General features: G+C 69.6%; 19 protein-coding genes. 7 read left to right on the plus strand and 12 right to left on the minus strand.

Features of this window, described 5'->3' with window-relative positions; genetic code table 11:
• The first annotated feature begins 29 nt into the window (after nt 1–29).
• Complete coding sequence (locus tag JOD31_RS01895; protein WP_204948619.1) at nt 30–1250, plus strand: M20/M25/M40 family metallo-hydrolase; 1221 nt, start codon at nt 30–32, stop codon at nt 1248–1250.
• 163 nt (nt 1251–1413) lie between these two features.
• On the opposite strand, the gene JOD31_RS01900 is transcribed toward JOD31_RS01895, so the two are convergent.
• The 5 genes from JOD31_RS01900 to JOD31_RS01920 all read right to left on the minus strand — a co-directional run bounded on the left by JOD31_RS01900 (nt 1414) and on the right by JOD31_RS01920 (nt 5985).
• Nucleotides 1414–1764, minus strand: coding sequence for a hypothetical protein (locus JOD31_RS01900; protein WP_204948620.1), 351 nt, complete (start codon nt 1762–1764; stop codon nt 1414–1416).
• A gap of 207 nt (nt 1765–1971) precedes the next feature.
• Nucleotides 1972–2892 (minus strand): YiiG family protein, encoded by a 921-nt coding sequence (locus JOD31_RS01905; protein ID WP_246482303.1) that lies wholly within the window; start codon nt 2890–2892, stop codon nt 1972–1974.
• 124 nt (nt 2893–3016) lie between these two features.
• Nucleotides 3017–3658: a 3-oxo-tetronate 4-phosphate decarboxylase gene (gene otnC / locus JOD31_RS01910; RefSeq protein WP_204948621.1), complete on the minus strand. Its 642-nt coding sequence runs from the start codon at nt 3656–3658 to the stop codon at nt 3017–3019.
• On the minus strand, nt 3655–4923 hold the full coding sequence (gene otnK / locus JOD31_RS01915) for a 3-oxo-tetronate kinase (RefSeq protein ID WP_204948622.1): 1269 nt from the start codon (nt 4921–4923) through the stop codon (nt 3655–3657). Before otnK ends, otnC begins: the two co-directional genes overlap by 4 nt.
• A gap of 39 nt (nt 4924–4962) precedes the next feature.
• A complete protein-coding gene (locus tag JOD31_RS01920; protein WP_204948623.1) occupies nt 4963–5985 on the minus strand; it encodes a LacI family DNA-binding transcriptional regulator in 1023 nt (340 codons plus the stop codon).
• A gap of 134 nt (nt 5986–6119) precedes the next feature.
• Here JOD31_RS01920 and ltnD point away from each other — a divergent pair, with 134 nt between their 5' ends.
• From ltnD to otnI, 3 genes are all read left to right on the plus strand, one after another.
• Entirely contained in the window at nt 6120–7040 is a 921-nt protein-coding gene (gene ltnD / locus JOD31_RS01925) for an L-threonate dehydrogenase (protein WP_204948624.1), read from the plus strand.
• A 94-nt stretch (nt 7041–7134) separates the two neighbouring features.
• Nucleotides 7135–8442 (plus strand): MFS transporter, encoded by a 1308-nt coding sequence (locus JOD31_RS01930; protein WP_204948625.1) that lies wholly within the window; start codon nt 7135–7137, stop codon nt 8440–8442.
• Between the two features lie 170 nt (nt 8443–8612).
• Entirely contained in the window at nt 8613–9386 is a 774-nt protein-coding gene (gene otnI, locus JOD31_RS01935) for a 2-oxo-tetronate isomerase (RefSeq protein ID WP_204948626.1), read from the plus strand.
• Between the two features lie 304 nt (nt 9387–9690).
• Here otnI and era read toward each other — a convergent pair whose 3' ends face one another.
• The 7 genes from era to rpoZ form a co-directional block, all read right to left on the minus strand.
• Nucleotides 9691–10641, minus strand: a complete 951-nt coding sequence (era, locus tag JOD31_RS01940) for a GTPase Era (RefSeq protein WP_204948627.1) — start codon at nt 10639–10641, stop codon at nt 9691–9693.
• Nucleotides 10634–11350, minus strand: a complete 717-nt coding sequence (gene rnc / locus JOD31_RS01945; RefSeq protein ID WP_204948628.1) for a ribonuclease III — start codon at nt 11348–11350, stop codon at nt 10634–10636. Before rnc ends, era begins: the two co-directional genes overlap by 8 nt.
• Complete coding sequence (lepB, locus tag JOD31_RS01950; protein WP_204948629.1) at nt 11347–12105, minus strand: signal peptidase I; 759 nt, start codon at nt 12103–12105, stop codon at nt 11347–11349. The genes rnc and lepB overlap by 4 nt, the downstream gene beginning before the upstream one ends.
• Before the next feature lie 77 nt (nt 12106–12182).
• Nucleotides 12183–12611, minus strand: coding sequence for a holo-ACP synthase (acpS, locus tag JOD31_RS01955; RefSeq protein ID WP_204948630.1), 429 nt, complete (start codon nt 12609–12611; stop codon nt 12183–12185).
• Nucleotides 12608–13363 carry a pyridoxine 5'-phosphate synthase gene (locus JOD31_RS01960; RefSeq protein ID WP_204948631.1) on the minus strand — a complete coding sequence of 252 codons (756 nt, stop codon included), beginning with the start codon at nt 13361–13363 and terminating at the stop codon, nt 12608–12610. The genes acpS and JOD31_RS01960 overlap by 4 nt, the downstream gene beginning before the upstream one ends.
• Before the next feature lie 29 nt (nt 13364–13392).
• On the minus strand, nt 13393–15609 hold the full coding sequence (locus tag JOD31_RS01965; protein WP_204948632.1) for a RelA/SpoT family protein: 2217 nt from the start codon (nt 15607–15609) through the stop codon (nt 13393–13395).
• A gap of 166 nt (nt 15610–15775) precedes the next feature.
• On the minus strand, nt 15776–16162 hold the full coding sequence (gene rpoZ / locus JOD31_RS01970; protein WP_020185029.1) for a DNA-directed RNA polymerase subunit omega: 387 nt from the start codon (nt 16160–16162) through the stop codon (nt 15776–15778).
• A 196-nt stretch (nt 16163–16358) separates the two neighbouring features.
• On the opposite strand from rpoZ, the gene JOD31_RS01975 reads away from it, so the two are divergent.
• The 3 genes from JOD31_RS01975 to JOD31_RS01985 are packed head-to-tail and all read left to right on the plus strand — an operon-like array spanning nt 16359 to nt 18292.
• Nucleotides 16359–16946: a LabA-like NYN domain-containing protein gene (locus JOD31_RS01975; protein ID WP_204948633.1), complete on the plus strand. Its 588-nt coding sequence runs from the start codon at nt 16359–16361 to the stop codon at nt 16944–16946.
• Between the two features lie 31 nt (nt 16947–16977).
• Nucleotides 16978–17601, plus strand: coding sequence for a hypothetical protein (locus tag JOD31_RS01980; RefSeq protein ID WP_204948634.1), 624 nt, complete (start codon nt 16978–16980; stop codon nt 17599–17601).
• Between the two features lie 49 nt (nt 17602–17650).
• Complete coding sequence (locus JOD31_RS01985; protein WP_204948635.1) at nt 17651–18292, plus strand: uracil-DNA glycosylase; 642 nt, start codon at nt 17651–17653, stop codon at nt 18290–18292.
• Nucleotide 18293 lies beyond the last annotated feature (1 nt).

The raw sequence follows: 18293 nt of genomic DNA on the forward strand, positions 1-18293 counted from the left end.
GCCCTCCCGTCCCCTCTGAGGAGCCCGTCATGACCCGAGACGCTCTCGTCGCCCGCGTCGACGCCCTTCACGACGCGCAGATCGCGTTCCTCGCCGCCATGGTGAAGACGCCGTCCGACAACCCGGCGGGCGACTGCGCGCCGCACGCGGAGATGGCGGCGCGCGAACTGGAGGCCCTGGGCTTCACGGTGGAGCGGCATGCCGTGCCGCAGGCGGTCGTCGAGGCCGCCGGCATGATCACCGCGACCAACCTCATCGTGCGCCACGTCTTCGGTGAGGGTCCGACCGTCGCGCTCAACGCCCATGGCGACGTGGTGCCGCCCGGCGCCGGCTGGACGACCGACCCCTACGGCGCGGAGATCCGGGACGGCGTGATGTACGGCCGCGGCGTCGCGGTCTCGAAGTCGGACTTCGCGACCTACGCCTTCGCGTTGAAGGCGCTGATCGAGGAAAACCCCCCGCTTAAAGGAACGGTCGAGCTGCACCTGACCTACGACGAGGAGACCGGCGGCGCGGTCGGCCCCGGCTGGATCCTCGAGCAGGGCCTGTCGAAGCCGGACTACGCGCTGAGCGCGGGCTTCGCCTACAACGTCGTCATCGCCCACAACGGCTGCCTGCACCTCGAGGTCGTCGTGCGCGGCCGCTCCGCCCACGCCGCCCGCCCCGACACCGGCGTCGACGCGCTGGAGGCCGCGACCAGGCTGCTGACGGCGATCTACGCCCTGCGCGAGGGCTACACGGCCACCCGCTCGACCGTGCCCGGCATCGAAAGCCCGACGCTGGTGGTGGGCCTCATCGAAGGCGGCATCAACACCAACGTGGTGCCGGACGAGGTGCGCTTCCGCATCGACCGCCGCATGATCCCCGACGAGACGCCCGCGACCGTCGAGCGCGACCTCGTGGCCGCGATCGAGGCCGCGGCGGCGGATCTGCCGGGCGTGACCGTGGAGACCCGCCGCATCCTGCTCGCGACCCCGCTGACGCCGGAGCCCGGCCACGAGCGGCTGGTCGAGCTGCTGCAGCGGCATGCGAAGACGGTGATCGGCGAGGACATCCCGGCGAACGGCGTGCCGATCTACACCGACGCGCGGCTCTACAGCTCGGCCGGGATTCCGACCGTGCTCTACGGCGCCGGCCCCCGCACGCTGCTGGAGGCCAACGGCCACCGCGCGGACGAAAAGCTCGTGCTGGAGCACCTACGCAAGGCGACCAAGGTCGTGGCGCTCACGCTGGCGGACCTGCTGGGCTGAGGGCGCCGGCGACACATTGGCCGTCGCTCCGGGCGAAGTCCCGGAGCCTATCAGCCCGCCGTCTCGTTGGCTGATCCGACGGCGCGCCTGAAACAAAAAAACGCCGACCGCGGGGAGCGGCCGGCGTCGAAGTCGGGGTAGCAGACCGAAGATCGGATCAGGCTTACTGGGCCTTCTTGCCCGCCTTGCCGGTCTCGTTGCGGGCTTCCTCGGCGTCTTCCTGGCCGGCGTAGGCCAGCGTGCCGTCCTTGCCGATGGTCAGCTTGTCGCCGGAGGACGCGGGATAGCCGTAGCTCAGGGCGTCGATGCGCAGCTCGCAGCCCTCGGGGCACGCGAGCTTGGCGGACTTGCCCGGCGCGATCTCGGTCACCGGCTCGTCGTTTCCGAGATCGACGGTGACTTTGTGGGCCTTCTCGGCGCCGTTGGTGACCGTCACCGCGAACGCAGGCGCTGCGGCCAGCGTCAGCGCGCCGAAGGCAATGGCGGTCAGGGCGGTGGTCTTCCGGATGCTCATGGGGTCGTCCCTCCTCTCGTCGTGGCAGGCGCAGACCGTCGCGCGCGCTCCTTCTTAGGAAGCGCTTAAGTCAGTCGTACGATCTGTGCTGACACTAGACTTAAGGAAAACGCGACCGGGAACAATTGGTCTACGCGAACGTGAAGAGCGCGCGCGTTCGTCTGACGCGCGCGTGATCACATCTTGGGAGCCCTCAGTGCTCCGGCGTCACTTTGCGAACTGGGTGGCGCTCTGGGAGGTCGAGACCATCGTGTTGTAGTCGTTCACCAGCCACGTCAGGTCGCGGCCTGCGCCCTTGCGCGCGTCGCCCTTCGCCGCCTGCAGCTTGTCGCGGAACTCGCGCAGCTTGCCGAGGAAGGAGCGCGGCCGGGATTCGAACACGAAGAAGGAGTTGGGGTTGGCCGCGGAATAGGCGTCCATCTCCTTCACCGCGCCGGCGTAGGCCAGAACGGCGGCCTCGAACGCCGGCATCGCGACGACCGGCTTCTCCTCGCTCGGGAACAGGTCGACGGCCTGCCGCGCCCGCAGCATGACGTTCGCCACGTGCCAGCGCGCCTTGCGGCCCTCGGCCTGCTCGATCATCGCGAGCTCCGCCACGTCGGCCTTGGCCTTCTCCACGGCGAGCAGCGCGTCGACCTTGGCCCGCTCGGCCTTGAAGGCCGCGATCGCCGGCGCGAGCCTGGCGTGCAGCGCCTTGCCGCCCGCCATCTTGTCGTCCTTGTAGTCCTGCCGCTCGTAGTAGCCGTCCGCCTCGGTGACGATCGGCGCGAGCGCCTCGTAGGCGGCGACGTAGGCCGGCATCGCCGCGTCCAGCTCCGGCATCGCGGGCTCGGCCGTCACGGCCTCCTGCGCCTTCGCGATCTCGCCGCGCACGTCGTAGAGCGAGTAGAGCCCGTAGACGATCCGCTCCTTGCCGGTCGGGCCGGACTTCGCCCGCACCCAGCTCTCGTAGCGGGCGATCGACTCGGAAGCGCGCAGGGTGCGGTTCAGCAGGGCGACATAGGCGTTGAGCTTGGTGATGACGGCCTGGATCTGGGCGACGTCGGCCGGCGGCGTCGCAGGCTCCTGGGCGCCCGCAGGCGCGCAGCCGAGAAGCGCCGCCACAAGCATCGCCCGGAAAATCGTCATCGTCTCTCCTCCACCGATCACAAGCCGCGACGGACGCCCGGCTACCAGCAAAGCGCCGGCGCGGCCAGACCGTCGAACGGCAGGCGCGGCCGGGGTTCGCGAACAGGACCGTGGCCGACCGCTCTCACCAGAGCGCGTGCTTCTCGCGCAGCTCCTCGACCTGCTCGCAGGTGAGCGGGCGCACGCGCTGGCCGCGGAGCAGCAGGTAGAGCTTGGCCGTCTCCTCCAGCTCCTCGGTCGCGTACATCGCCGCGTCGAGGCTGGTTCCGGCGACCACGGGGCCGTGGTTCGCCAGCAGAATGGCGTGGTGCTCGCCCGCGAGCTTCTCGACGTCCGCAGCCAAGGCCTCGTCGCCCGGCGCGTGGTAGGGCGCCAGCGGCAGCCGGCCGACGCGCATGACGTAGTAGGCGGTGATCGGCGGCAGGCAGTTGGCGCAGTCGAGCCCGTCGAGGCAGGACACGGCGACGGAGTGCGTGGAGTGCAGATGCACAACCGCCCTCGCCTCCTCCCGCTTGCCATACATCACGCGGTGCAGGAAGGCCTCCTTGGTCGGCTTGTCGCCGCCGACGTGCCGCCCCGCCGCGTCGATCTTGGAGAGCCGCGCCGGGTCGAGATCGCCGAGCGAGGCGTTGGTCGGCGTCATCAGCCAGCCGCCGTCCGGCAGCGCGACGGAGAGGTTGCCGGTGGAGCCGAAGGTCAGGCCGCGGCGGAACAGCGAGGCCCCGCAGGCGCAGAGCTTGTCGCGGAGCTTGGTCTCTTCGCTCACGCGAGTGTCTCCCAGGCCTTGAGGAAGAAGTCCGGCGCGCCGAAGTTGCCGGACTTGAGCGCCAGCGCCACCGACCGACCGCCGAGGCCGAGCGTCCACGGCACGCCGGGGTCGATCTCGGGCCCGATGGCCAGCGCCGAGACCTTCAGCGCCTGCACCACCGCGCCGGAGGTCTCTCCCCCGGCGACCACGAATCGCGTGAAGCCGCTGTCGGCGAGGATGACGGCGACATCGCCCAGCAGGTGCTCGACGAGCGCGCCTGCCGCGTCGCGGCCGAGTTCCGCCTGCGCGGCCTTCACCTCCTCCGGGTCGGCGCTCGACCACACCATCGCGAGACCGTCGGCCTTCTGGCTGATCACCCACTTCGCGACGTCCTCGGCCGCGATCGCGCCGGAGGCGATGGCGAGCGGGTCGACCTTGAAGTCGGGCACCCCGGCCTCGCGCGCAGCCGCCACCTGGCCGCGCGTCGCGGTCGAGCAGGAGCCGGCAAGGATCACCCGGCGGCCCTCAGGCGCGTCGAGCTTCGCGGCGGGCGTCGAAAGCTCGGCGACGAGGCCGGCCTTCGCCCAGGCCGCCGGAAGGCCCATGGCGACGCCCGAGCCGCCGGTGATGAGCGGGAGGTCGGCGGAGGCCGCGCCGATCGCGCGCAGGTCCTCGTCCTTTACCGCGTCGACGATGGCGTAGGATTTTCCGGCCGCCTCCTCGCGGGCGTAGGCCGCGCGGATCGCGTCAGCGCCCTTGGCGACGTCGGTCGCATCCACCAGCCCGACCTTGCGCTCGGTCTGGCGGCCGAGCACCGCGACGAGGTCGCTGTCGCGCATGGGGGTCAGCGGATGGTCCTTCATGCTGCTCTCGGCCAGCGGCGCGCCGTTCACATAGAGCAGCCCATGCTCGATGGTGCGGCCGTTCGCGGGGAAGGCCGGGCAGGCGATGGTGAAGCTCGCGCCGAGCTTGTCCAGCAGCGCGTCGGCCACCGGGCCGATGTTGCCCGCGTCGGTCGAATCGAAGGTCGAACAGTATTTGAAGAACAGCCGCTTGGCGCCGAGCGCCAGCAGGCGGTCCGCCGCGGCGAGCGACAGCTCCACCGCCTCGGCGGCCGGAATGGTGCGCGACTTCAGCGCCACCACCACGCAGTCCACCTCGTCGAGCGCCAGATCGTCCGCCGGCAGGCCGGTGGTCTGGACCGTGCGCAGGCCTTCACGGGCGAGCATGAGCGCGAGATCGGTCGCGCCGGTCAGGTCGTCGGCGATGCATCCGAGCAGCATTCTTTGGGCCTCCAGAGTTTGTTGTTGTCGGTGCTGGGTTCAGTCGGTCCCGCCGGCGACGAGTTCGAAGCCGGTGTCGGTGAGCCGCGGCGGCTCCTCGCCGCGGCGGCGGGCCAGCACGTGCTCGCCCGCGATCCGGCCGATCCGCTCGCGCGCGGTGCGGACGGTGGTCAGCGGGCGCGGCAAAGCGGCGGCGAGATCGAGCCCGTTGAAGCCGATCAGCGCGAGCCGCTCAGGCACCGCAACATCCGCCGCCATGCAGTGGAACGCGCCGCCGAGCGCCATGTCGTCGTTGGAGAACACCACGGCGTCGAGGGTCGGCCGCTCGGCCAGCAGCGCCGCGAGCGCCTCGCGGCCGGAAGCGACCGACGAGGGGCCGGGAACGACCGTCACGCCCTCGAGCCGCAGGTCGCTTTCGGCGAGCGCGGCTTCCAGCCCCGCCCGGCGCTTGGCCGCCCGCAGGTCCTGCGCGCCGTGACCGACATAGCCGATGCGGGTGCGGCCGCGCGTGACGAGCCTCCGCGCCGTCGCTGCGCCGGCGGCGGTGTGGGACATGCCGACCGCGAGGTCGATCGGCTCGCCCTCAATGTCCATGAGTTCGATCACGGTCACGCCCGAGGCCTTCGCCATCTCGACCGTCTCGGGCCTGTGCTCCAAGCCCGCCACCACCAGCGCCGCCGGCCGCCAGGCGAGCAAGGCCGCCACGGCGTCGCGCTCGGCGTCGAGATCGTAATCGGTGACGGCCATCACGGCGCGCAGCCCCCCGGTCCCGAGCGCGGAGGTCAGGCCGCGCAGCACGTCGGGAAAGACGCTGTTCGACAGCGACGGCAGCACGACGCCGACGAGATCGGAGCCCGCCGAGGCGAGCCCGCCCGCGAGACGGTTCGGCACGTAGCCGACGCGCGCGATCGCCGCCTCGACCTTGGCGCGGGTCTCCGGCGCGATCGGTCCGTGCGCCCGCACCACCCGCGACACGGTGATCTCGCTGACGCCGGACGCCCGCGCGACATCGGCCAGCGTGACGGCTGACGACGGTCGTGCGCGGCGGCGGTGGTCGGACATGGGCAGGTCCTTAACGGGACGCGCGAAGCATTCAGATCCGCTTACAGCGAAATGACAGCGCTGTCATTATCACGGTTGCAGACATGACAGCGCTGTCATAAGACGATTTCAACCAAAAACGTGGAGGAAACGACGTGAGCGCCCAGTCTGCGTCCGCGAAGAAGATCGGTCTCATCGGCCTCGGGTCGATGGGTTTCGGCATGGCGGCCTCCCTCGCCCGCGCCGGCCACGCCGTCACCGGGTTCGACGTCAACGCCGACGCCGTCGCGCGCTTTGCGGCCGAGCACGGGGCCGGCGCCGCCTCCCCCGCCGAAGCCGCAACTGAGGCCGACATCATCGTCGTGGTGGTGGTGAACGCCGCCCAGACCCGCACGGTCCTGTTCGGCGAGAACGGCGCGGCGACGGCCGCGAAGCCCGGCGCCGTGATCATCGCCTCCGCCACCATGTCGCCCGACGACGCCAAGGCGCTCGCCAGGGACGCCGAGGCACTCGGCCTGCTCTACCTCGACGCCCCGATCTCCGGCGGCGCCCAGCGCGCGGCCGAAGGCGCGCTCACCATTCTCGCCTCCGGCTCTCCGGAGACCTTCGCGGCCGCCCGCCCCGCGCTCGACGCCATGGCCGCCAAGCTCTACGAGCTCGGCGACCAGACCGGCGTCGGCGCCGCGTTCAAGATGGTCAACCAGCTGCTGGCCGGCGTGCACATCGCCGCCGCCTGCGAGGCCATCACCTTCGCCAAGCGCTTCGATCTCGACATCGCCAAGGTCTACGAGGTCATCACCGCCTCGGCCGGCAACTCCTGGATGTTCGAGAACCGCATCCCGCACGTCCTCGACGGCGACTACTCGCCCCGCAGCGCCATCGACATTTTCGTCAAGGATCTTGGCATCGTGGCCGACATGTCCCGGGCGACCAAGTTCCCGACGCCGATGGCCGGCGCCGGCCTCCAGCTGTTCCTGATGTCGGCCGCGGCCGGCATGGGCCGCGACGACGACGCCTCGGTGGCGCGCCTGTTCGCGCAGATCGCCGGCCTAGAACTGCCCGGCGCCAAGGACTGATTTCCGAGCTTCACGCCCTTCCGACAGACCACCGGATCGCAAACGGCCGCAGCCCAAAGACGCGCCGACGCCTCCCGCCCAAGGACGACGACGAATGACTGACGCCACCCTTCCCGGCGCGACCGCGGCGACGGCCGATTTCGAAAGCCGCACCTACAAGAAGGTGTTCATGAGGATCGTGCCGTTCCTCATGCTGCTCTACGTGATCGCCTACCTCGACCGCGTCAACGTGGGCTTCGCCAAGCTGCAGATGTCCGGCGACCTCGGCTTCAGCGAGACCGTGTTCGGCCTCGGCGCCGGCCTGTTCTTCATCGGATACTTCCTGTTCGAGGTGCCGTCGAACATCCTGCTGCACAAGCTCGGCGCCCGCGTCTGGATCGCCCGCATCATGGTGACCTGGGGCCTCGTCTCGGCGTGCTTCTGGTTCGTCGAGACGCCGGTGCAGTTCTACGCCCTGCGCTTCCTGCTGGGCCTGGCCGAAGCGGGCTTCTACCCCGGCATCATCCTCTACATCACCTACTGGTTCCCCTCGCACCGCCGCGCCCGCATCATCGCGGTGTTCATGGCCGCGATTCCGATCTCCGGCATCTTCGGCAACCCGCTGTCGGGCTGGATCATGGACGCCTTCAACGGCGTCGCCGGCCACCAGGGCTGGCAGTGGATGTTCGTGATCGAGGCGATCCCGGCGGTCATCCTCGGCGTCGTCGTCTATTTCTACCTCGACGACCGCATCTCGGACGCGAAGTGGCTGACGGGCGACGAGAAGGCGCTGCTCCAGCGCGAGATCGCCGCCGACCAGAAGGGCAAGGTGCAGGAGGCCTCGCTCGGCTCGGTGGTCAAGGACCCGCGCATCTGGGCGATGGCCTTCATCTACTTCTGCATCGTGATGGGCCAGTACGGGCTGACCTTCTGGCTGCCGACGCTGGTGAAGGGCGCAGGCATCCAGGGCAACCTGATGATCGGCGCCGTCAGCGCCATCCCGTTCCTCTGCGCGGTCGTCGTGATGATCCTGTGCGGCCGCAGCGCCGACCGGATGCGCGAGCGCCGCTGGCACCTGATCATCCCGGCGCTGGTCGCCTCTGCCGGCTTCGTGGTGTCGGCCACGACGGGGAGCCCGCTCATCGGCATCATCGCGCTCTCGGCCGCCGCGGCCGGCGTGCTGACCTGCTCGCCGCTGTTCTGGTCGCTGCCCACCGCCTTCATCAGCGGCGCGGCCGCCGCCGCCGGCATCGCGATCATCAACTCGGTCGGCAACCTCGCGGGCTTCGTCAGCCCCTACGCCATCGGCGCGCTGCGCGACGCCACCCAGAGCACGGCGGCCGGCATGTACATGCTCGCGGGCTCGCTCGCGATCGGCGCGCTCGCGATCTACCTGACGCCCGCGAAGCTCGTGAACCGCTGAGGGTCAGCGGACCGTCGCGCGACCCGGGGACAAGCTCCTCGTCATGCCCCCGGCGTGTCCGGGGCATCCAGCCCTCGGGCCGCGAGCCGATACAAGCCTGGATCCCCCGGACAAGCCGGGGGATGACGCGCTGAGGTAACCCACGCGCAGTTCGTTTTCGGGAGGTCTCAATGCCCCGCTTCGCCGCCAACCTGACCATGATGTTCAACGAGCGGCCGTTCCTCGACCGCTTCGCCGCCGCCGCCGACGCCGGATTCACGGCGGTCGAGTTCCTGTTCCCCTACGACTTCGCGCCCGACGTGGTGGCCGCGAAGCTCGAGGCGGCGGGCCTCACCCAGGCGCTGTTCAACATGCCGCCCGGCGACTGGGCGGCGGGCGAGCGCGGGATCGCGGCGCTGCCGGGCCGCGAGGCGGAGTTCGACGCCAATGTCGACGTCGCTCTCACCTACGCCGAGGCGACAGGCGTGAAACGGCTGCACATGATGGCCGGCCTGATCGCCGCCGACGACGCCGCAGCCAACGCCGCCTACCGCCGCGCGGTGGTCTTCGCCGCCGGGAAGCTCGGCGCCAAGGGCCTCGACCTTGTGCTGGAGCCGATCAACGGCCGCGACATGCCGGGCTACTTCCTGAACGACTTCGACAGGGCCGCGGCGCTGATCGCCGAGCTCAAGCTTCCGAACCTGAAGCTCCAGTACGACGTCTACCACCGCCAGATCCTGCACGGCGACGTGCTGGTCTCGCTCGAGGCGATGATGCCGATCGTGGGCCACGTCCAGATCGCGTCGGTGCCGAAGCGCAACGAGCCGAACACCGGCGAGCTCAACGACACGGCGATCTTCGCGGCGCTGGACCGTCTCGGTTACGACGGTTTCGTGGGCTGCGAGTACCGCCCGGCGGCCGTGACCGAGGACGGCCTCGGCTGGTTCGCGCCCTACCGGGGGTGAGCGCGGGACCGCGCGGCCTGAGGGACGCAGCCCTCATCTCCGGCCTTTGAGCCTATTTGGAGCGACCGGTTTGCGGCGCCGAGCATCCCGCGCAGCGTGAGCGGACTGACCCAAGCCTGTCAGGGTCCGGCTTGACCGGACCATCTACGCCCCACGTCGAGCTCCACGCCCATGGTGGGTCCTCCGGTCGAGCCGGAGGACGACGCGAGTGTCGGTCGGGCGGGGCGGCTCGTCATTCCCCGGATAAACCGGGGCATGACGAGCTCCCTTTTGGGTCTGATCAGGCGCCCCCGGTCGGCCCCAATCAGCTCTTCGGAAACTCCAACCCCATCTCGCGGTAGCGCTCGGGGTCGTCGCCCCAGTTCTCGCGCACCTTCACGAACAGGAAGAGGTGCACGGTGGTCTCGGCGATCTCGGAGATCTCCTTGCGGGCCTCGGTCGAGATCTGCTTCACGGTCTGGCCGCCCTTGCCGATCACGATCCGCTTCTGGCTCTCGCGCTCGACGTAGATCGTCTGCTCGACGCGCACCGATCCGTCCGTCTTCTGCTCCCACTTCTCCGTCTCGACGGTCGAAGCGTAGGGCAGCTCGTCGTGGAGGCGGTGGAACAGCTTTTCGCGGGTGATCTCGGCCGCGAGCGCCCGCAGCGGCAGGTCGGAGATGTCGTCGGCGGGGTAGAGCCAGGGCCCGGCCGGCATCTCGTCCGCGAGGTAGGCGACCATGTCCCGGACGCCGTCGCCCTTCAGCGCGGAGACCATGAACACGCGGTCGAACGAGACCCGCGCGGCGGCCTCCTGGGCGAGCGCCAGCAGCGCCTCGCGGCGGATCAGGTCGATCTTGTTCAGGATCAGGATCTTGCGGCGGCCGCTGTCGGCCAGTCGCGCGAGGATCGCGCTGTTGTCGTCGTCGAGGCCCTTGCGGACGTCGAGCAGCAGCGCGATCACGTCGGCGTCGCCCGCGCCGCCCCAGGCGGTCGTCACCATGGCGCGGTCCAGCCGGCGCTTGGGCGCGAAGATGCCGGGCGTGTCGACGAACACGATCTGCGCCCCGCTCTCGATCACGAGGCCGCGGATCAGCGCCCGGGTGGTCTGAACCTTGTGGCTGACGATCGAGACCTTGGCGCCCACGAGCGAGTTGAGCAGCGTCGACTTGCCGGCGTTCGGCGCGCCGACGAGGGCCACGAAGCCGCAGCGGGTGGCGCCTTCGGCGCCCGGTCCCGCAAATCCCGGTTCGTTGGCCCGGTCGTCCTCAGCCATGCGTCGTCTCCGTCGTTCCCTGACCCTCACGGGCGAGCAGCGCTTCTGCGGCGGCCTGTTCGGCGGCGCGCTTGGAGCGCCCCTCGCCTTCGGCTTCGCCAAGCCCCTCGACTTCGACCAGAACCCGGAAATGCGGATTGTGGTCGGGGCCGGAGCGCCCAACTTCGCGGTAGACCGGCGTCGGCAGGCCGCGGCCCTGGGCCCACTCCTGCAGCCCGGTCTTCGGGTCGCGCAGCGGGCGGCTCGGCGCCAGCATCCGCGGTCCCCAATAGCGTTCGACCAGGGCGGCCGCCGGCTCGTAGCCTCCGTCGAGAAACACGGCGCCGACCGCAGCTTCGCACACGTCGGACAGGATCGCCTTCTTCTTGCGCCCGCCCGAGTTCGCCTCGCCGGCTCCGAGCCGGATGTGCGGCCCGAGCTGCATCGCAGCGGCCACCTCCGCGCAGGCCTCGGCCCGCACCAGCTCCGCCAGCCGGCGCGACAGCTCGCCCTCGTCGGACTTCGGGAAGCCCCTCAGCAGCATCGCGGATACGGCGAGGCCGAGCACGCGGTCGCCGAGGAATTCGAGCCTCTGGTAGCTTCCAAGCCGGCCTTCGGACGACCGCGCCCCGCTGATGTGGGTGAGCGCGCGGTCCAGAAGCGTCTTGTCCCTGAAGACGTAACCGAGGTTGTCCTCGACCTCGGCGTGCGCGACGCCGCGCTTCGTCATCTCAGCGACGTGCCGAGGCGCGTCCAGCGCACGCTCCACGGCCAGCGCCAGAACGCCCAGGCCGCTTCCCCACGCTCGACCGAGAAGAAGATCAGCTCGGCGCGGCCGACCAGGTTCTCGAACGGCACGTAGCCCACCGCCGACTGAACCCGGCTGTCGGTGGAGTTGTCGCGGTTGTCGCCCATCATGAACAGGTGCCCCTCGGGCACGGTGTAGACCGGCGTGTTGTCCAGGAAGCCGTTCTCGACCATGTCGAGGACCTCATAGGACACACCGTTGTCCAGCGTCTCGCGGTAGCGCGGGATGCGCTGCGGCGACCCATCGGGCGCCGTCACGACGTAGTCGTCGATCCGGACCTTGGGCACCGGCTTCTCGTTGATGTGCAGCACGCCGTCCAGCATCTGGATCCGGTCGCCGGGCAGGCCGATCACGCGCTTGATGTAGTCGGTCGAGTTGTCCGTCGGCAGCTTGAACACCGCGATGTCGCCGCGGTGCGGCATCGAGCCGAACAGCCGGCCCGATCCAACGGGAGGCCCGAACGGCAGCGAATAGCGGCTGTAGCCGTAGGCGTATTTCGACACGAAGAGATAGTCGCCGACGAGCAGCGTCTTCTCCATCGAGCCCGACGGAATGTTGAACGGCTGGAAGGCCAGCGTGCGGATGACGATCGCGATGAGGAGCGCCTGCGCGCAGATCTTCAGGATCTCGAGGAACCCGCCCTCGGCGTTCTGCTTCTTGTCGGTCGTCACGCTCATCGCTTTTCCGTGAAGAGTCGCAGGCGCACGACGGCCGCGACGGCGGTGGTGATAGCCCCCGGCGCGGCCGGTGGCAATCAAGCCTCCCCGACGGACGGGCATGCGCCCGGCCGGGGGATCGCGCTGATGACGACGAAGGCCTGGGCCATGGGGTGTTCGTCGGTCAGGGTGAGGTGGATCACCGGGTCGCAGCCGGCGGGCGTCAGCCGCGCGAGCGTCGCCCTCGCCTGGCCCGTGAGAACGAGCGTGGGACGGCCGCCGTCGAGGTTCTCGACGCCCATGTCGCGCCAGGCCGCGCCGTCGCCGATGCCGCCGCCGAGCGCCTTGGCGCAGGCCTCCTTGGCCGCGAAGCGCTTGGCGTAGGTCGCGGCCGGCGTCTTGCCGGCGTCCGCCCGCGCGCGCTCCTCGTCGGTGAAGACGCGGGCGAGGAACCGCTCGCCGAAACGCTCGATCGTGCGCTCGATCCGCCGGATGTCGCAGAGGTCGGCGCCGATTCCGAGGATCACGCGGACCTCCGCCCCTGGCCCCGCGCGATCGCGGCCTTCATCTCCCGGATCGTCTCTCCCAGGCCGACCGCGATCGCCTCGCCGATCAGGAAGTGGCCGATGTTCAGCTCGACGATCTCGGGCAGCTCCGCGATGCGCTCGGCGCTGGCGTAGTCCAGCCCATGACCGGCGTGAACCTCGAGCCCGAGGCTCGCGGCCAGCGTCGCACCGGCCCGCAGCCGCTCGAACTCGCGGACCGCGCGCTCGGTCTCGCCGGCGGCGAGGGCGTCGCACCACGAGCCGGTGTGCAGCTCGACGATCGCGGCGCCCATCAGCGCCGCCTGCTCCAGCGCGCCCTCGTCCGGCTCCACGAACAGCGAGACGCGGACGCCCGCAGCGGTCAGCTCCTTCACCACCGGGGCGACGGTCGCCTTCTGGCCGATGACGTCCAGCCCGCCTTCGGTGGTGCGCTCCTCGCGCTTCTCCGGCACGAGGCAGGCGGCGTTCGGCTTCACCCGGAGCGCGATCGCCAGCATCTCCGGCGTCGCGGCCATCTCGAAATTCAGCGGCGCGGCGATCTCGGCGCGGATCGCGTCCATGTCGGCGTCGCGGATGTGGCGACGATCTTCGCGCAGGTGGGCGGTGATCCCGTCGGCGCCGGCCTCGACCGCGAGCCTGGCGAAGCGCACGGGATCGGGATGCGCGCCCCCGCGCGCGTTCCGCACCGTCGCGACATGGTCGATGTTGACGCCGAGCCTGATCGTTTCCGCCATGACAGCCTTCTTCTTCGTTCGCGAGCCGCTCAGCCGTTCACGCGCTCGACGTTGCTGACCGACGGCGCCTCGCGCAGGTCGGCGATGATCGCGCCGAGATGCTTCACGTCGAACACCCCGAGATCCATCAGGATGTCGTGGAAGTCCGGCGAGCGCGAGATCATCCGCACGTCGTCGATGTTGGCCTCATAGGCGCCGATCACGGTCGCGATCCGCGCGAACGAGCCGGGTTCGTTGATCGAGGTCACCTTGATCCGCACAGGGAACCGCTCGCGGCGCGAGAGGTCCACGTCCCAGCGGACGTCCAGCCAGCGCTCGGGATGGTCGTCGAAGTCCTTCAGCGCGGGCGACTGGATCGGGTAGATCGTGATGCCCTGCCCCGGATCCAGGATGCCGACGATGCGGTCTCCGGGCACGGCGCCGCCGTCCGGCGCGAAGCGCACCGGCAGGTCGCCACGCAGGCCCCGGATCGGGATCGAGGGCTGCGGCGCGTCGGCCGACTCGACGCCCGGCGCCTTGAACCGCAGCGCGCCGGCCTGCTCCAGCCCGAACCAGCCGTTCGCCGGCGCCGGCATGCCGAGCGAGGTCGGCGGCGGACGGTCGTCCTTCACCTCCGGATGCACCGCGCGCACCACGTCGAGCGACGCCATCTCGCCGCGCCCGACCGCCGCCAGCACGTCGTCCACCGAGGCGCGCGCCAGACGATGGAGGAACGCCTTCAGCTTCTCGTCGGCGAAGGTCTTGCCGGCGCGCTCGAAGGCGCGGGTGACGATCTGGCGGCCGAGGCCGGCGTACTGCGCGCGCACCGCGGCCCGCGTCGCCCGGCGGATCGCCGACCGCGCCTTGCCGGTGACGACGACCGACTCCCATGCCGCGGGCGGAGCCTGGGCGTCGGAGCGGATGATCTCCACCTCGTCGCCGTTCTTGAGCTCGGTCACCAGCGGCTCGACATGGCCGTTGATCTTGGCGCCGACGCAGCCGTTGCCGACGTTGGTGTGGACCGCGTAGGCGAAGTCGATCGGCGTCGCGCCCCGCGGCAGCGCGATGAGGCGGCCCTTGGGGGTGAAGCAGAACACCTGGTCGTTGAACAGCTCGAGCTTGGTGTGCTCGAGGAACTCCTCGGGGTTGTCGCCCTCCGCCAGCAGCTCGACGGTGCGCCGCAGCCAGCCGTAGGCGCGGCTCTCGCGGGCGAGCGCGTCGTTGTTGCCGCCGAGCCCGTCCTTATAGAGGGCATGGGCCGCGATGCCGTATTCGGCGAAGCGTTGCATCGCCTCGGTGCGGATCTGCAGCTCGACGCGCTGGTGGCCGGGACCCACGACCGTCGTGTGGATCGAGCGGTAGTCGTTCTCCTTGGGCGTGGAGATGTAGTCCTTGAAGCGGCCGGGCACGGTGGGCCAGCCGGAGTGCACCACGCCGAGCGCGCGGTAGCAGGTCGGCACGTCGGCGACGAGGATGCGGAAGCCGAAGATGTCGGAGAGCTGCTCGAACGCCACCGACTTGCGCTCCATCTTGCGCCAGATCGAATAGGGCTTCTTGGCGCGGCCGGTGATCGCGGCCGGGATCTTGGCCGCGGCGAACCGCTCCTCGAAGCCGCTCTGGATGTCCGCGATGGCGTCGACGTTGCGCTCGCGCAGCCGGGTGAGCCGCCCGACGATGGTCTCGTAGGCCTCGGGGAACAGGGTGCGGAAGCAGATGTCGTCGAGTTCGTCGCGGATGCCCTGCATGCCCATGCGGCCGGCGAGCGGCGCATAGAGGTCGAGCGTCTCCTGCGCGACGCGCGCGCGCTTCGACGGCGGCACGAAATGCAGCGTGCGCATGTTGTGCAGCCGGTCGGCGAGCTTCACCAGCAGCACGCGCACGTCCGCGGCGATCGCGAGCAGCAGCCGGCGCAGGTTCTCGGCCTGCGCGGCCTCCTTGGTGACGAGGTCGAGCTTCTTGAGCTTGGTCAGGCCCTCGACCAGCGCGCCGATCTGCTTGCCGAACAGCGCGTCGATCTCGTCGCGCGTGGCGTCGGTGTCCTCGATCGTGTCGTGCAGCAGCGCCGCGACGATGGTCGCGTCGTCCAGCCGGAGCTCCGTCAGGATCGCCGCGACTTCGAGCGGATGCGAAAAATAGGGATCGCCCGACGCGCGCTTCTGCAAGCCGTGCGCCTTCATCGCGTAGACGTAGGCGCGGTTGAGAATCGCCTCGTTCGCGTTGGGATTGTAGGCCTTTACGCGCTCGACGAGCTCGTATTGCCGCATCATGGAGCGTACGCCAGGACTGATAAGACGCTAAGCCGCGCCGACCACGTGAGATATCGGCGGGTTACGCGCCGCGCACAAGTTTCGGATGGCTCAAAACGCGAAAGCGCCGCAGGTCCGGGGGACGCTGCGGCGCAAAATCGACAGTGGGGAGCAGGCGCGGGCCGGCTCACTCCTCGTCGTCGGTCTCCGCCGGGGGAACCAGACCCTCGAGGCCGCGCAGCAGGTCTTCCTCGGTCATGCGGTCGAACGAGACGTTGCCGTCGTCCTCGGAACCGCCGGCGGCGCTGGTCAGCGCCGGCACGGTCTCGGCCTCGGGCTCGTCGACCTCGACGTACTTCTGCAGCGAGTGGATCAGGTCTTCCTTGAGGTCGACCGGGGCGACGGTCTCCTCCGCGATCTCGCGCAGCGCGACGACCGGGTTCTTGTCGTTGTCGCGATCGATCGTGATCTGCGAGCCGGACGAAATCAGACGGGCGCGATGGCCGGCGAGCAGTACGAGCTCGAACCGGTTCTCGACCTTGTCGATGCAATCCTCGACGGTGACGCGGGCCATGGGGCGTCCGCTCCTCTTGATGACTGTGCTTCTGGATTGACCGCGGTCTTTACCGTGAGCCCGTTCCTGTGGCAAGGACCATAACGCAGAGCGTTTTGCTCCGCAGCATCCCCCGCGCTGCGTCGCCGTCACCGCGAACCCGGAACGTTTTCCGGCGCAGGCTTCGCATGCCCCTTTTTGGAAAGATTGCGCGAAAATGTTCTACTCCGACGAGCGTCTCGGCCTGTTCATCGACGGCGCCAACCTCTACGCGACGGCGCGCGGCGTCGGCTTCGACATCGATTTCCGGCGCCTGCTGCGCGAGTTCCAGGGCCGCGGCTACCTGATTCGCGCCTACTACTACACCGCGATGGCCGAAGACCTCGAGGTCTCGACCATCCGCCCGCTGATCGATTGGCTCGACTACAACGGCTACACCGTCGTCACCAAGCCGACCAAGGAGTTCACCGACAGCCAGGGCCGGCGCAAGGTGAAGGGCAACCTCGACATCGAGCTTGCGATCGACGCGCTCGAGATGGCCGAGCACATCGACCACATGGTGCTGTTCTCCGGCGACGGCGACTTCACGCCGCTGGTGGCCGCGATGCAGCGCCGGGGCGTGCGGGTGACGGTGGTCTCGACCGTGACCACCCAGCCGGCGATGATCGCCGACGACCTGCGCCGCCGCGCCGACCACTTCCTCGACCTCAACGATCTCGGCGCCAAGATCGGCCGCGACCCCGGCGAGCGGGTGGCGCGCGAGGCGCGGCGGCACGCGCCAATCGACACCACGCCCGAGCCGTAAGGGGAACTGTATCCAGACGGAGCCCCGCAGCATGCAGATCAGCTTTTTCGCGACGGAGATCGATGAGGTCGAGGTCTGGAGGCTGGCGTTCGCGTTGCCCGGGATGCGCGTTTACGAAGCTGCGGGTCACGGAGAAAGGCCGCTTCGAGAGTTCTTCACGGCCGAGGAAGTTTGCGAGGCTCGAGCAGCGGAGCCACATATTTTTCTAAAGCTGCATCCGTCGTTGGTCGGCGGTGCTCCGACTCTCGATCTAACGCCTCGCGACGAGCGTTACCCTCCAGAACCTGGCAACATACACCTGCAAAAACTGGTCGGCCCAGCGCTGATTGGCTTCAACTGGTATGGATGGCAGAGAAATTCTCCGAATTGTCTTCAGAATACCGTCTTCAGCGCCTGGAATCCGGCAGGCGCCCGCAGTCGGTCGATATATTCTGACGATTATCTCGACGACGTCGACTGGAAAATGCTCGCCTCTATTTTCGGTAAGCTGCAACGTCAAATTCACAATATGGCGGCGGCCCAAATTGGCTCGAGTCGCGTTCTTCCCGACACCTTCCGGCGGCTGGCTTCGGGCGAAATTACGCTATGGGGATGGGGAGAGGATGTTTCAATCTCGTCGCCCAATCTCGTCATCAAGACGACCAAACTGAACTAGGCCGGCAAGCCTCCAAGCCGGCGACCGGTCTCAACCTGCGATTTAGTCCATGCCCGAAAGTTCCGCCCTCGAGCCGCCGCGCGACTGCCCGGCTTGCCCGCGCCTCGTCGCGTTCCGGGAGGAGCAGCGCGCGCGGCGGCCGGACTGGCACAACGCGCCGGTGCCCTCCTTCGGGCCCGAGCGCCCGCGCCTGCTGATCGTCGGCCTCGCGCCCGGCCTCCAAGGCGCGAACCGCACGGGGCGTCCGTTCACCGGCGACTGGGCGGGCGACCTGCTCTACGCGACCCTGCTGAAATTCGGCTTCGCCGATGGCGTCTACGACGAGCGGCCGGACGACGGCCTGACGCTCTCGGACGCGCGGATCACCAACGCCGTCCGCTGCGTGCCGCCGGAGAACAAGCCGACGGGGCCAGAGATCTCGACCTGCCGGCCGTATCTCTCCGGCGAACTGGCGGCGGTGGCGGACGGCGGCGCTGTGGTCGCGCTGGGGCGGATCGCCCACGACAGCACGCTCCGCGCGCTCGGCGTCCGGCTCGCCGCGGCCCCCTTCCGGCACGGCGCGGAGCATGCGCTCGGCCCCGTGACGCTCTTCGACAGCTACCACTGCTCCCGCTACAACACGAACACTGGCGTGCTGACGACCGCGATGTTCGAGGCGGTGTTCGCGCGGGTGCTGGCCTACCTCGGCTGAC

The organism is Methylopila capsulata (assembly GCF_016907975.1).
Lineage (GTDB): Bacteria > Pseudomonadota > Alphaproteobacteria > Rhizobiales > Methylopilaceae > Methylopila > Methylopila capsulata.